At 32.0% G+C, this 14,232-nt stretch carries 13 protein-coding genes and 1 pseudogene; 11 read left to right on the top strand and 3 right to left on the bottom strand.

All coding sequences use genetic code 11. From position 1 onward, the window contains the following. The 5 genes from ABWO04_RS06400 to ABWO04_RS06380 all read left to right on the top strand — a co-directional run. A partial coding sequence (locus tag ABWO04_RS06400; RefSeq protein WP_353078374.1) for a urocanase-related protein occupies positions 1 to 1,482 on the top strand: 1,482 nt, incomplete at its 5' end. 10 nt (positions 1,483 to 1,492) lie between these two features. Next, positions 1,493 to 2,035: a DUF4136 domain-containing protein gene (locus ABWO04_RS06395; protein ID WP_353078372.1), complete on the top strand. Its 543-nt coding sequence runs from the start codon at positions 1,493 to 1,495 to the stop codon at positions 2,033 to 2,035. Between the two features lie 59 nt (positions 2,036 to 2,094). Beyond that, a complete protein-coding gene (locus ABWO04_RS06390) occupies positions 2,095 to 2,727 on the top strand; it encodes an outer membrane beta-barrel protein (protein WP_353078371.1) in 633 nt (210 codons plus the stop codon). 246 nt (positions 2,728 to 2,973) lie between these two features. Then, positions 2,974 to 4,731, top strand: a complete 1,758-nt coding sequence (locus tag ABWO04_RS06385) for an aromatic amino acid hydroxylase (protein ID WP_353078369.1) — start codon at positions 2,974 to 2,976, stop codon at positions 4,729 to 4,731. A 58-nt stretch (positions 4,732 to 4,789) separates the two neighbouring features. Next, a complete protein-coding gene (locus tag ABWO04_RS06380) occupies positions 4,790 to 5,098 on the top strand; it encodes a rhodanese-like domain-containing protein (protein ID WP_353078368.1) in 309 nt (102 codons plus the stop codon). 8 nt (positions 5,099 to 5,106) lie between these two features. Here the strand turns inward: ABWO04_RS06380 and ABWO04_RS06375 are convergent, their stop codons facing one another. After that, on the bottom strand, positions 5,107 to 6,054 hold the full coding sequence (locus ABWO04_RS06375; protein ID WP_353078366.1) for a GSCFA domain-containing protein: 948 nt from the start codon (positions 6,052 to 6,054) through the stop codon (positions 5,107 to 5,109). 104 nt (positions 6,055 to 6,158) lie between these two features. Between ABWO04_RS06375 and ABWO04_RS06370 the strand changes: the two genes are divergently transcribed. Next, on the top strand, positions 6,159 to 7,904 hold the full coding sequence (locus ABWO04_RS06370; protein WP_353078364.1) for an ABC transporter ATP-binding protein: 1,746 nt from the start codon (positions 6,159 to 6,161) through the stop codon (positions 7,902 to 7,904). 72 nt (positions 7,905 to 7,976) lie between these two features. Here ABWO04_RS06370 and alaS read toward each other — a convergent pair whose 3' ends face one another. After that, complete coding sequence (alaS, locus tag ABWO04_RS06365; protein ID WP_353078362.1) at positions 7,977 to 10,613, bottom strand: alanine--tRNA ligase; 2,637 nt, start codon at positions 10,611 to 10,613, stop codon at positions 7,977 to 7,979. Between the two features lie 319 nt (positions 10,614 to 10,932). Here alaS and ABWO04_RS06360 point away from each other — a divergent pair, with 319 nt between their 5' ends. Genes ABWO04_RS06360 through ABWO04_RS06340 form a run of 5 tightly spaced genes read left to right on the top strand, consistent with a single transcriptional unit; the run spans position 10,933 to position 13,447 of the window. After that, a complete protein-coding gene (locus tag ABWO04_RS06360) occupies positions 10,933 to 11,262 on the top strand; it encodes a MerR family transcriptional regulator (RefSeq protein ID WP_291242825.1) in 330 nt (109 codons plus the stop codon). Positions 11,263 to 11,283: 21 nt separating this feature from the next. Beyond that, entirely contained in the window at positions 11,284 to 11,562 is a 279-nt protein-coding gene (locus ABWO04_RS06355; protein WP_353078360.1) for a hypothetical protein, read from the top strand. 30 nt (positions 11,563 to 11,592) lie between these two features. After that, entirely contained in the window at positions 11,593 to 12,174 is a 582-nt protein-coding gene (locus ABWO04_RS06350) for a LemA family protein (RefSeq protein ID WP_353078358.1), read from the top strand. Positions 12,175 to 12,195: 21 nt separating this feature from the next. Continuing rightward, positions 12,196 to 12,636 carry a TPM domain-containing protein gene (locus ABWO04_RS06345; protein WP_353078357.1) on the top strand — a complete coding sequence of 147 codons (441 nt, stop codon included), beginning with the start codon at positions 12,196 to 12,198 and terminating at the stop codon, positions 12,634 to 12,636. A gap of 1 nt (position 12,637) precedes the next feature. After that, complete coding sequence (locus ABWO04_RS06340; RefSeq protein ID WP_353078355.1) at positions 12,638 to 13,447, top strand: TPM domain-containing protein; 810 nt, start codon at positions 12,638 to 12,640, stop codon at positions 13,445 to 13,447. A gap of 523 nt (positions 13,448 to 13,970) precedes the next feature. Here the strand turns inward: ABWO04_RS06340 and ABWO04_RS06335 are convergent. After that, positions 13,971 to 14,232, bottom strand: a pseudogene (locus ABWO04_RS06335) (ribosome biogenesis GTPase Der); the annotation flags it as partial.

The raw sequence follows: 14,232 nt of genomic DNA, 5'->3' as shown, positions 1-14,232 counted from the left end.
CATAAAGAAGCACCAAGAGTTGTAGTTACCAACGGAATGGTAATTCCAAATTACTCTAAACCAGATGATTGGGAAAAAATGAATGCCTTGGGCGTGTCGCAATACGGACAAATGACCGCAGGAAGTTATATGTATATTGGACCTCAAGGTATTGTTCATGGAACTACAATTACCGTTTTAAACGGTTTTCGAAAAATAAAAAAATCACCAAAAGGCGGTTTATTTGTAACCTCTGGACTAGGTGGAATGTCTGGTGCACAACCAAAAGCAGGAAATATTGCGGGATGTGTTACCGTTTGCGCGGAAGTGAATCCTAAAATTACACATATTCGCCATTCACAAGGTTGGATAAATGAAGTAATTGAAGACATTACACTTTTAGTAGCGAGAGTTAGAAAAGCATTGGAAACCAATGAAGTAGTTTCTATTGCTTATTTAGGAAATGTTGTAGATGTTTGGGAACGATTTGATGAAGAAAATTTACACATCGATTTAGGTTCTGACCAAACGTCACTTCACAATCCTTGGGCTGGTGGCTACTACCCTATTGGATTTACATTTGATGAGTCAAATGAAATGATGGCAAATCATCCAGAAAAATTTAAGGAAGAAGTACAAAAAACGTTGCGTCGACATGCGCTTGCAATTAATAAACATACGGATAAAGGCACCTATTTCTTCGACTATGGAAATGCGTTTTTATTAGAAGCTTCAAGAGCTGGTGCAGATGTATTTGCAGAAAATCATATCGATTTTAAATACAATAGTTACGTACAAGACATTATGGGTCCGATGTGTTTTGATTATGGTTTTGGACCATTTCGTTGGGTTTGTGCCTCAGGAAATCCTGAAGATTTAGCTAAAACTGATGAAATTGCTTGTTCTGTTTTAGAAGAAATGATGAAAACTTCTCCAGAAGAAATTCAGCAACAAATGGCAGACAATATTCAGTGGATAAAAGGCGCTCAAGAGAACAAATTAGTTGTAGGATCGCAAGCTCGTATTTTATATGCTGATGCCGAAGGACGAATTAAAATTGCAGAAGCATTCAATCAAGCAATAGCTCGAGGCGAAATTGGAATGGTAATTTTAGGAAGAGACCATCATGATGTTTCTGGTACCGATTCGCCATACAGAGAAACGTCTAATATTTATGACGGTTCAAGATTTACAGCTGATATGGCTATTCAAAATGTAATTGGCGACAGTTTCCGTGGTGCCACTTGGGTTTCTATTCATAATGGAGGAGGCGTTGGCTGGGGTGAAGTCATAAACGGAGGTTTTGGCATGCTTCTTGATGGTACAAAAGAAGCATCTAAACGTTTGGAAATGATGTTGTTCTGGGATGTAAATAATGGAATATCAAGAAGAAATTGGGCCAGAAATGAAGGCGCAATATTCGCTATAAAACGTGCAATGGAAGCTCAACCTTTATTAAAAGTAACGCTTCCAAACTTAGTTGACGAAAAATTATTAAATTAAATAATAGAATATGAAATTAATTAAACTTCTATCGGTTTTAGGATTTTTTATCCTTTCTTCTTGTTCGTCTGTTTATGTAAATACAGATTATGACAAAAAAGCAAATTTTGCAGCTTACAAAACCTATGCCTATAATAAAAGCAGCATAGATAAATTAGAAATTTCAGATTTAGATAAGAAGCGTATTTTATATGCAATTGATGCTGTAATGCCTACTAAACAATTTTCAAAATCTGAAAATCCCGATGTTTTAATCAATATTTTCACAAAAGAGCGTGAACGTGTTAATGTATACAACAACATGGGTTGGGGCTACGGTTTTGGCTGGGGCTGGGGCTGGGGTCCAGGTTGGGGAATGGGAATGGGTTTCACGCAAACAACGACTACTCCAGAAGGCACGCTATATATTGACATTGTTGATGCAAAAACTAAAGAGTTAGTTTGGCAAGGAATAGGAACAGGATATTTAACAACAAACTTTGAAAAGAAAGACGAACGAATTGCTGAATTTGTTTCAAAAATTTTAGAGAAATATCCTCCAATTGTAAAATAGGTACAATATTATTGAAAAGTTAGCGGAAACAACAGAAAAACTGAACTAAAAAAAAGAAAATGAAATATAAAATATTAATTTTTATTCTTTTGCTTTTATTTTCAAGTAAAATCATTTCACAAACAAACGAAATTATAAATCCAAAGGGAAAATGGTTTTTTGGTGCAGAAATTGGTTTAAATGCAATAACTTCTGTTCATCCAAGTAGAATGACTTCTCTACAGGCTGGATTTTTAGCTGAATATTATTTTGCTAAAAATTGGTCAATTAATGGTAGAATAAAATATTTTGAAACAGGAGTTGTTAATAAAAATGATTCTTCAAAAGGCGTTTTTGAAGGAGCTGTAATTGCAGTTCCATTGAATATAATTTGGAAATATCGAATAGTGAAGAATTTTAGCGGAAACTTGAAATTAGGAATTACATTGAATCAAGAAATAAAAAGTAATTATTATTATCCTCCAAATGAAAAAACTGACTACTCAAAATTTTATGGCTCTTTTAATCCTGGAATAGGATTTAATTACTTTATTTCAAAAAATACAGCTGTGTATATAAGTTACGAAGTTTATGTATTTGGAAACGACAGAGATGAGGCTGATTGGCTTCAGATAGTTCCTAATTCACCAAATAATAATTTATTTAATATTGGAATAAAACATAATTTTAAAATAGAATCAGAAAACAAATAAAGTGGCTATCCACTAAACAGGCGATTGGCAAGATTGCGAATTTTGTAGTAAAATAACGTTTACGTTTCGCAAGAAATTTTATCTTTAATAGAAAATAATCAGTTCTGAAGTTCGCAACCTCGCCAATCGCGGGAACGATAATCCTGATTCGTTTAATAAACTGTCAGGATTTTTTATTTGCATGATAAAAATCATAATTTGATATAAAATTTATCGTAATTTTACTGAAACATCATAAATACCATTATGGAAACTAATTTTGAAAGTAACCCATTGATAGACAGGTTACCTAAACATTTAAAACAGTTTATAATTCCACAGGATTATTCTGATTATACGCCTATAAACCAAGCGGTTTGGAGATATGTAATGCGTAAAAACGTAAATTACTTATCTAAAGTGGCACATAATTCTTATTTAGAAGGATTAGAAAAAACCGGGTTAGAAATTGATAATATTCCTAACATGTATGGTATGAACCGAATTTTGAAAGAAATTGGTTGGGCTGCTGTAGCGGTTGACGGATTTATTCCTCCAAGTGCTTTTATGGAATTTCAAGCGTATAATGTTTTAGTAATTGCTTGTGATATTAGACAATTAGAACATATTGAATACACTCCCGCTCCAGATATTATTCATGAAGGTGCAGGACACGCTCCTATTATTGCCAATCCAGAATATGCAGAATATTTACGTCGTTTTGGCGAAATTGGTTGCAAGGCCATTTCATCTTCAAGAGATTACGAATTATATGAAGCGGTTCGATTATTATCTATCGTAAAAGAAGCTGAAGATACTCCGGAAACTGAAATTAAAGCTGCGGAAGACCAAGTTGAATTTTTACAAAACAATATGGGTGAATTGTCTGAAATGTCAAAAATTAGAAATTTACATTGGTGGACAGTAGAATACGGATTAATTGGAACAGTAGAAAACCCAAAAATATATGGTGCAGGTTTGCTTTCATCTATTGGTGAAAGTGCTTGGTGTATGACAGATGAAGTCAAAAAACTTCCCTACGATATTTCAGCAGCAGACCAAAGTTTTGACATCACCAAACCACAACCACAACTTTATGTAACGCCAGATTTCGCCAAATTAAGTTCTGTTTTAGAAGAATTTGCAAATAAAATGGCATTGCGAACAGGAGGTTTATCTGGAATTCAAAAGTTAATTACTTCAAAAGCTATGGGTACTGCAGAATTAAGTACTGGCTTACAAATATCAGGCGTTTTTACAAACGTAATTGAAAACGAAGGAAAACCAGTTTACATTCAAACCACAGGAAAAACAGCTTTATCGTATAGAGAAAAAGAATTAGTTGGACACGGAACAGCATCGCATCCTGATGGATTTGGTTCGCCAATTGGAATGTTAAAAGGCATTAACTTGGCCATTGAAGATATGGGCCCAAGAGATTTACGTGCTTATGATATTTACGAAGGCGAACAAATTACTTTAGAATTTGAAGGAAACATTAAAGTTTCTGGTGAAATTATTACAGGTACACGAAATTTACAAGGTGAAATTTTACTAATTAAATTCAAAAACTGTACAGTAACTCACGGCGAAACGGTATTATTTGCTCCAGAATGGGGAATTTATGATATGGCTGTAGGTAAAAAAATAACATCCGCTTTTTCAGGACCTGCAGATGTTTCAAGTTTTGATATGATTACCCACGTTCCAACATCGCATACTATAAAACAAAAAAAATCCAGCAAACGAGAAGAACTTGAAAATTTATACCTAAATATTAGAAAATTAAGAGAGGGAAAACCTGCTGAAATTACGCTGAAAGAAGCCTTTGGTGCTGTAACTGCAAATCATGAAAACGATTGGTTACTTTCAGTTGAAATTGCCGAATTAGCTAAAAAAGAAAATCATTCGAATTTAATTGATAAAGTTTTAAATCATTTAGAAAAAGTTAAAACAAAACGTCCAGAAATTGCACATTTAATTGACGGCGGTTTAGCTTTAATTTTCGAAAAACAAACTACATAGTAACATTTGTTACATAAAAATTATAAGATTCCCATATATTTGCTAAAAACAAAACAATATGGGAATTTTAGATTTTTTAGGATTTGGTGATAAATCCGCTCAAATTGCAGCATTTAAAGAAAAAAATGCAATAATCATTGATGTTAGAACATATGAAGAATTTGCTGGAGGACACATTCAAAACTCCAAAAACATTCCTTTACAAATTATCGAATCGAAAATTAACGACATAAAAAAACTAAACAAACCAGTTATTGCTTGTTGCAGAAGTGGAAACAGAAGCGGAATGGCAACAAACATACTAAAACGAAACGGTATTGAATGCATAAATGGCGGTAGCTGGCAAAGCTTACAAAGCAAATTATAACAGATGCCTTAAAATTTCATTTCAGGATATTTAGCTACAATGGCATTAATTTTTTGTTTTAAATTATCCTGAAATTTTAAATGACTTTCAGAATTAGGATTAAAAGGTCTGTGACTCAATGCTTTTTGAATTTCTGAAACGTGTTGCATCGTTTCAAATTCGGTTTCATTTATATAATTTTCAGAAAATTTCATCCAAATATAATCAATTGCAGTTTGATTTGGATGTAACATATCTTCCGCATAAAATCGGTAATCACGTAACTCGTCCATCATAATTTCAAAACTCGGAAAATAAATACTTGAAGTAGTATTTGATAGAAATTGATACAGCGCAGTAATTAAATGCGATTTACTTACGTTATTTTCAACAAAACCATCTTTACTATGACGAACAGGAGAAATCGTAAAAATAAATTTACAATTTGGATTTACAACTTGAATTTCTGAAACAATTCTTTTCAAACTCGCCTCTACATCAGCGACAGAAAGTAACTCTTTTACAAATTGTTTTTGTGAAACTTTATGACAATTCGCAACAAGCGCATCGCTTTCAATATGCTTGTACACCCAAGAAGTCCCTATAGTAATTAGACAATGTGTCGCTTTTTCAAGATGCCCGTTTGTGGTATCAATCAATTGATTTAAAGTAGTAAGAAATTCCGTTTTATTAGGAATAGAAAGTTCGGAATGTACTTCGTAACAATGCCAAGATTCATTATGAAAAAAAATGTCTTTCTCTGTAAAATATTTTTTATGAATACTTCTAATAATTATTTTTTCTAATGATATTGGATTAAAAATAATTCCAAACGGATTGGTAATCGTTGAAAATTTAAAATAGTCAAATTTATCACCCATATTTTCAGCAAAACAAGAACCTAAAGAAACTAATTTTGAAGAATAATCAATTAAAAAATCAGATTTTTTTATTGGAATGGTGGTTTGAAATTTCATAGTACTGTATATCTTCATTCAAAAATACAAAAACAAGTTAAATAGTTGTAAAAAAATATGTAAAGACTTTTTATTGCTTACTTTTGCGACTTAAATTTTCACAAATGAAATTGCTTTATAAGTATTTACGAAAACACAAATTACTACTCTTTTTTGCACTTTTAATGGCCACCATAAACATTTGTTTTAGTTTGTCAGACTCTATTATTACAGGTAAATTAATGCAAGATTGTGGTGTGGGAATTGCGAAATACAAAGGCAATGAAATCGGTTTCATAAAATCTGTTGGCTTTTGGTTAGGACTTTCCCTTACGGCTGCAATGATTTCTCGTATCACAAAAAACTTCCAAGATTACTTTACCAATATTGTCATTCAAAGAACAGGTGCAGAAATGTATACGGATGGTATTAAAAAATCTTTAGATTTACCTTACGAAGATTTTGAAGATCAAAGTAGTGGCGAAACCTTAAGTAAATTGCAAAAAGCCAGAACCGACTCAGAAAAGCTAATTACACTATCTATTTCATTGATTTTTCAAACCATAATTGGATTCATTTTTGTAATTGTTTACATTTCAAGAATTGACTACAGAATTGCATTTATTTTTGTATTAACCGCACCTATTATTGCATTTATTAGTTCCTTCTTAGGTAAAAAAATAAAAGCAGTGGCGAGAAATATCGTTATGCAAACCAATTCCTTAGCGGGATCAACCACAGAAAGTTTACGAAATATAGAATTGGTTAAAAGTTTGGGTTTAACCAAACAAGAAGAAAACAGGCTGAATTCAAATACACATAAAATTTTACAACTTGAAATTCAGAAAATTCGTTTTATTAGAAGTTTGAGTTTTATTCAAGGTACAACAGTGCATTTTATGCGAACTTGCGTAGTTTTCGGACTGTATTATTTCTTATTTAGCGATAAAATTGTAGTTGGTGATTTACTAACTATGGTATTTTTTACCTTTTTTATTTTTAACCCATTGCAAGAATTAAGTGCTTTTATTATCGCTAAAAATGAAACAAAAGTATCGATGGAAAACTTTGAAAATTTATTAAAAGCAAAATCAGAACACCGACCAGAAGAGCCCGAAAATTTTGGAAAAATAAGTTCTTTAGTGTTTACCGATGTGAGTTTCAAACATAAAACTGCCAAACAGCCTGCGGTTGAAAATATAAATTTTTCAATAAAACAAGGCGAAACCGTCGCGTTTGTTGGCCCATCAGGTTCAGGAAAAACAACTTTAGTAAAATTATTAGTTGGTTTGTATCCGCCAGCAATTGGTCACGTTTTGTATAATGGTATCGATTCTAAAAAAATTGATATTTTAAAATTGCGAAAACAATTAGGGTTTGTAACACAAGACGCACAATTGTTTTCTGGAACAATTAGAGAAAATTTATTGTTTGTAAAACCAAAAGCAACAGATGAAGAATTAATAAGCGCGTTGCAAAAAGCAAGTTGTGGCAAACTTTTAGAACGTGCGGAAAACGGTTTAAATTCGACAATTGGTGAAGGCGGAATTAAAATTTCTGGAGGCGAAAAACAACGTTTATCTATAGCAAGAGCCATATTGAGACAGCCCAATTTATTAATTTTCGATGAAGCAACTTCTGCTTTAGATTCAATTACCGAAGAAGAAATTAATAGTACGATAAGAAATATTTCTGATGAAAACAGAATTACTATTTTAATTGCTCATCGATTATCAACCATAATGCACGCTGATAAAATTTTCGTATTAGAACAAGGTAAAATTATCGAACAAGGTAAACACGAAGATTTATTGGTTGAAAAAGGACTGTATTACGCGATGTGGCGCCAACAAATTGGGGAAAGAAAATAAAAAAACACCGATTAAAAAAATATTAAAAATTATACTAATTTCTTTAATCGGTGTTTCAATAAAATTGGATATTTATTTTACAAAATTCACCGCATTCTCTAAAACCGCAGCAATTCCGTTTGTGTTTTTACCTTTTCCTGAAGCGAAAAACGGTTGTCCGCCTCCATTTCCATCAATGTATTTACCTAATTCTCTGATTACAGTTCCAGCGTTTAAACCTTTGTTTGCAACTAATTCTTTAGCGATATAACAGTGAATATTTGGTAAACCTTCTTCAATTGAAGCTAAAACTACAAATGAGTTTGGTTTTGAAGTTCCGATGGCTTGTGTTAAATCTTTGGTAGCAGCCATCGATAAATCAACTTGTTTTGCTATGAAATTAATTCCATTAACATCTTGAAATTCAGAAACTAAACTTGTTGCTAATCCGTCAATTTTTTCTTTTACTAATTGCTCAATTTGTTTTTTCAATTTTGCGTTATCGTCCTGCAACGAAGACACTGATTTTAAAACATCTTGAGGGTTTTTCAATACTTCCTTAATTTCCGACAAGGTATTTTCTTGATTCGTATAAAAATCTTTAACCGCATCACCAGTAATAGCTTCAATACGACGAATTCCAGCTGCTACAGCACCTTCTGAAACAATTTTGAAATGCCATATTTCAGCACTATTTTTCACGTGAATTCCTCCACATAATTCCTTACTATCCCCAAATTCAATCATTCTTACTGAATCACCATATTTTTCACCAAATAAAGCCATAGCACCTTTGTCTAATGCCGTTTTTATTGGAATATTTCGGTGTTCAACTAATTGCAATTGGGCTTCAATTTGAGAATTAACACTATTTTCAACCTGACGTAATTCTTTATCCGTAACTTTAGAAAAATGTGAAAAGTCGAAACGTAAATAATTCGGATTTACTAACGAACCTTTCTGTTCTACGTGCGTTCCTAAAATAGTTCTCAAGGCCAAATGCATCAAATGCGTTGCCGAGTGATTTTTTGAAGTTGACGCTCTTAAATCGGTATTTACTTTAGCAGTAAAATTGGCATTTACATTTTCTGGAAGTTGTTTTGCGAAATGTAAAATTAAGTTATTTTCTTTTTTGGTATCGATAATATCAATAGTCTCGTTTGCCGAAACTAATATTCCTTTATCTCCTACTTGCCCACCACCTTCTGGATAAAAAGGCGTATTATCTAAAACGATTTGGTATAAAATTCCGTCTTTTTTAGAATCTACTTTACGAATACGGGTAATTTTTGCCTCATTTTCCGTTTGATCATATCCGACAAACGTTTCTACATTTCCTGGAATTAATACGGACCAATCTTCAGTAGAAACTTCAGAAGCGGCACGCGAACGTGCTTTTTGTTTTTGTAATTCTGTTTCGAAACCAGCTTCATCTAAACTAAATCCTCTTTCTCTAAGAATTAAAGCTGTTAAATCAATTGGAAATCCGAATGTATCATATAATTCGAATGCTTTTTCTCCAGAAACTTCTTTTCCAGAAGTATTTACCATTACGTTTTCTAACAATTGAATTCCTTGTTCCAAAGTTTTTAAAAAAGAGGTTTCTTCTTCACGAATAACGTTGGTAACCAATTGTTGTTGCGATTTTATTTCAGGGAAAAATTCACCCATTTGATTCGCTAAAACTTCAACTAACTTATTGATAAAAGGTTCTTTTGTGTCTAAAAACGTAAATCCGTAACGAATAGCACGACGTAAAATTCTACGAATTACATAACCGGCACCTGTATTTGAAGGTAATTGTCCATCCGCAATAGCGAAAGCCACAGCACGAACGTGGTCTACTACCACACGAATAGCAATGTTGGTTTTTTCTTGGGTATTGGGTATTGGGTATTGGGTATTGGGCGTATATTTTAATCCTGTAATTTCTTCGACTTTTGCGATAAGCGGTGTAAAAACATCCGTATCGTAATTCGAAGTTACATTTTGCATCGCCATACACAAACGCTCAAATCCCATTCCAGTATCTACGTGTTGTGCGGGTAATTTTTCTAAAGAACCATCGGCTTTACGATTAAATTCCATAAAAACGTTATTCCAAATTTCGACTACTTGCGGATGGTCGGCGTTGACTAAACTTCTTCCAGAAACCTCATTTCTTTCGGCATCGGAACGTAAATCTATATGAATTTCAGAACACGGACCACACGGACCTTGGTCGCCCATTTCCCAAAAATTATCTTTTTTATTTCCTAATATAATTCGGTCTTCGGGTACAAATTGTTTCCAAATATCCCAAGCCTCTTGATCGAAAGGCACATTATCTTCCGTGCTTCCTTCAAAAACAGACACATACAATCGATCTTTTTCTAACTTTAAAACTTCCGTAAGAAATTCCCAAGCCCAAGGCAATGCATCCTTTTTAAAATAATCGCCAAAAGACCAATTTCCAAGCATTTCGAACATAGTATGGTGATAGGTATCAAAACCTACATCTTCTAAATCATTGTGTTTTCCTGAAACGCGTAAACATTTTTGAGTATCTGTGATTCGATTACTTTTTGGCGTACCATTTCCTAAGAAAAACTCTTTAAACTGTGCCATTCCTGAGTTATTAAACATCAGTGTTGGGTCGTCTTTTAATACAATTGGGGCAGAAGGAACGATGGTGTGTCCTTTGCTTTCAAAAAATTGTAAATACGCTTTTCTTATGTCTTGTGATTTCATTTTAAATGATATTGAATCGAATAATTAATTTGATTGAAATTCTAAAAAAATATTTCAAAATATGAAACAAAATTCAAGTTCTTTCGTATAATAAGTGTTACTTTGTTGTAACGTGCACAAAAATAGTAAATTTTAATGAAATCGCTAACAACAAAAAGTTTCTAAAAGGCAACTTTTTTGTAAAAGAATTTGTTTTAATTACTAATTTAGCCAAAAACGAAAATTAAGCTTTTGATTAAAATAGTGTTTCAAGTTCCAAGTTTCAAGTTAACAAACCAACATGAAACTTGAAACCTGAAACTAAAATAACAAAAATAAAATGCAAGTAAACTTACCAGAAAAAAGATATTATGGCATTGGCGAATTAGCGAAGGCATTTGATGTAAACGCTTCATTAATTCGTTTTTGGGATAAAGAATTTGATGAAATCAATCCTAAAAAAAATGCTAAAGGCGACCGCATGTTTCGTCCAGATGATGTAAAAGTGCTGCAAATGATTTACCATTTAGTAAAAGAACGCGGGTTTACCCTGGAAGGTGCTAAAATTCATTTGAAAGAAGGAAAAAAGAAAACCTTAGATAATTTTGAAATCATAAATAAATTGGAAGGCATCAAAAATAAATTGCAAGAAATGAAAAAAGGGCTTTAACAAAACAAAATGTTTAAAAAAATGAAAACAATTAATAATCTATATAAAAAAATATTTGTTTTGGCTTTTATTTTGGTCCTTTTTGGTAGTTTATTAAAAATCTGTCATTTGGAATTTGCAACTTTATTTTTGATATTAGGGTTGTTTACTACCTTGTGTTATATTATATTAGGCATCTATCAAATTAATCATTCTGTAAAATTAAAGAATAACGAAAAAGTATTGTGGACCATTGGATTTATTTCTTTTAGCTTTATTACAGGATTATTGTATTATTTTAAAGAAAATCAAATTACATAAAAAATTAACTTAAATTAAAATCAAAAAATTATGAAAAAATTTGCTCCCGTATTAGTAGTCGTAGGTATTATTATCTTAGGATTTTTATACTTTATGAATGTAAAAAATAAAGCTTTACTATTTAGTCAAGCTACAGAAAAAGAGTGGGGAAATGTAAATACCGCATATCAAAGAAGACTTGATTTAATTGACAATTTAGTCAACACTGTTAAAGGCGCTGCCGATTTTGAAAAAAGTACCTTAACAGCAGTTGTAGAAGCAAGAGCAAAAGCTACATCGGTAACAATCGATCCAAAAAATATTACTCCTGCACAATTAGATCAATTTAATCAAGCACAAAGTGGTATTACGAGTTCATTATCGAAACTTTTAGTTAGCGTTGAAGCATATCCTCAATTAAGAGCAACAGAAAATTTCAAGCAATTACAAGATGAATTAGCGAGTACAGAAAACCAAATTTTAACTGCAAGAACTCGTTTTAACGAATCCGTATTAGCATATAATGGTTATGTTTTAGCTATGCCGCAAAATATATTTTTAGGTGGTTATACTGAAAAAGCGTACTTTAAAGCTGTTGCTGGAGCAGAAAATGCACCAAAAGTAAAATTCTAATTCAGATTAAACAATCAAATAATGCCAGAAAGCACAGCGTTTTTATCTAAAGCTGACGAACAAGAAATTGTTGCAGCGATTGTGATTGCCGAAAAAAACACTTCAGGTGAAATTCGTGTACATATTGAAGAAAATAGTACCAAACCTTCAATGGAAAGAGCGAAAGAGGTGTTTCATATTCTTAATATGGATGCCACCGAATTGAAAAATGGAGTGCTTTTTTACATTTGCACAAAAACAAAAAGTTTTGCAATTCTTGGTGATAAAGGCATTAATGATTTAGTAGCACCCGATTTTTGGAATTCTACTAAAGATATTGTGATTGAAAAATTCAAAGCTGGACAATATAAAGACGGTTTAATTAAAGGGATTTTAGAAGCTGGTATACAATTGAAAAAACATTTTCCATATGATGGTGAAACCGACACAAATGAATTGTCTAATGAAATTTCAAAAGGTTAATATGGAAATTCAAAAATTTAGGTTCCAAATTCTAAAAAGTAGTAGTTGTATTGCCTTTTTTGCTTTTTTATTGTTTTCTCAAGTTTCGTTAGGACAATATAAAATACCCGAAAAACCCAGCTTACAAACTTCTGTTTATGACTATGCAAAACTTTTATCTGATGTTGAAAAAACACAATTAGAAGAAAAATTAGTTAGATATTCTGATTCCACTTCTACACAAATTGTTGCCATTATTATTGAAGATTTAAACGGAGACAATATCCAAACTTTAACGCCAAATTGGGGAGAAGCTTGGGGGATTGGAGATGCTGAAAAAGATAATGGAATTGTAATTTTGCTTTCAAAAAACGATCGTAAAATTTGGATTTCACCAGGTTATGGGACCGAAGTACAACTTGTAGCCGGTATGACTGGTGAAATTGTTAGAAATGTAATAATTCCGGAATTTAAAGCAGGAAATTATTATACTGGATTAGACAAAGGTACCGATGCCATTTTTAAAGTTTTAACAGGAAAATACAAAGGCGAACGAAAAAAAGATAAAGGAAGTAGTATTCCAATACTAATCATAATAGTTTTTGTAATATTATTTTTAATCATAGCCTCTAAAAACAAAGGAAATAATGGCGGCAATTCAGGAGGATTTGGTGGTCCTGACTTAATGGATATTATTATTTTAAGTAGTTTGGGTCGCAGCGGCGGTAGTTTTGGCGGTGGTTCATCATCTGGTGGTGGATTTGGTGGAGGCTTCGGTGGTGGATTTGGCGGAGGCGGCTTTTCTGGTGGAGGTGCTGGAGGGAGTTGGTAATTAAGTAATTCGTTTTAAAATGGAGAAATATAAAATAGTTTTGAAAAAGTGTTCAATAATCTGTTTAAATATTGGAAAAAATTAAAATATGATTACAGCAACAATAATTATTTGCGTTTTTATGGTTTTCCCATATGCTTTTCGAATTCTTAGAAAAAATAGCGTATATATTATTTTTTTACTTTTAAGTTTAATTTATGTTTTACTTGAATATTACTTTATTTATTCAAAAATTGAAAACCTAAACGAAAACAAAAAAACAGACTTTATATTTTCAGTTATCCCATTAGTGTGTTTAATTAGTTTTAAAATTATAGATTTATTTTTCTTAAAATTTAAAAAACGCCATATTTATTTTACTGAAAGGCATTTTCAATTATTTTCGGATGGAGAAGCTGAAAAGGCTGATTGGATTGATTTTACATTTCAAATGTTATTAATAGTTATACCTTTTTTTTCTGTATACATTTTAGCGAAAATTATTTAAAAAAAAAACCGATAATCACTTATCGGTTTTTTTATTTTATTTCTGTCTGAAGTAAATATCTATTGGGACACCACTAAAATTGTAGTTTTCTCGCAATTTATTTTCAATAAAACGTTTGTATGGGTCTTTTACATATTGTGGTAAGTTGGCAAAAAATACAAACTGTGGTACCGGAGTAGGCAATTGCATACAATATTTAATTTTTACATACTTCCCTTTTAATGCTGGTGGCGGTTGGTTTTCTATAATTGGTAACATCAAATCGTTGAATTTTGATGTTGGTACTTTTTGTTTTCTG

Origin of the sequence: Flavobacterium sp., assembly GCF_040382755.1 — a bacterium.
In the GTDB taxonomy this organism is placed as follows: Bacteria; Bacteroidota; Bacteroidia; order Flavobacteriales; family Flavobacteriaceae; genus Flavobacterium.
This window is presented reverse-complemented; position numbering and strand designations above follow the sequence as displayed.

Coding starts and splice junctions, on each gene's coding strand:
- ABWO04_RS06395 (WP_353078372.1), top strand. CDS start 1,493: ATGAAATTAATTAAACTTCTATCGGTTTTAGGATTTTTTATCCTTTCT.
- ABWO04_RS06390 (WP_353078371.1), top strand. CDS start 2,095: ATGAAATATAAAATATTAATTTTTATTCTTTTGCTTTTATTTTCAAGT.
- ABWO04_RS06385 (WP_353078369.1), top strand. CDS start 2,974: ATGGAAACTAATTTTGAAAGTAACCCATTGATAGACAGGTTACCTAAA.
- ABWO04_RS06380 (WP_353078368.1), top strand. CDS start 4,790: ATGGGAATTTTAGATTTTTTAGGATTTGGTGATAAATCCGCTCAAATT.
- ABWO04_RS06375 (WP_353078366.1), bottom strand. CDS start 6,054: ATGAAATTTCAAACCACCATTCCAATAAAAAAATCTGATTTTTTAATT.
- ABWO04_RS06370 (WP_353078364.1), top strand. CDS start 6,159: ATGAAATTGCTTTATAAGTATTTACGAAAACACAAATTACTACTCTTT.
- alaS (WP_353078362.1), bottom strand. CDS start 10,613: ATGAAATCACAAGACATAAGAAAAGCGTATTTACAATTTTTTGAAAGC.
- ABWO04_RS06360 (WP_291242825.1), top strand. CDS start 10,933: ATGCAAGTAAACTTACCAGAAAAAAGATATTATGGCATTGGCGAATTA.
- ABWO04_RS06355 (WP_353078360.1), top strand. CDS start 11,284: ATGAAAACAATTAATAATCTATATAAAAAAATATTTGTTTTGGCTTTT.
- ABWO04_RS06350 (WP_353078358.1), top strand. CDS start 11,593: ATGAAAAAATTTGCTCCCGTATTAGTAGTCGTAGGTATTATTATCTTA.
- ABWO04_RS06345 (WP_353078357.1), top strand. CDS start 12,196: ATGCCAGAAAGCACAGCGTTTTTATCTAAAGCTGACGAACAAGAAATT.
- ABWO04_RS06340 (WP_353078355.1), top strand. CDS start 12,638: ATGGAAATTCAAAAATTTAGGTTCCAAATTCTAAAAAGTAGTAGTTGT.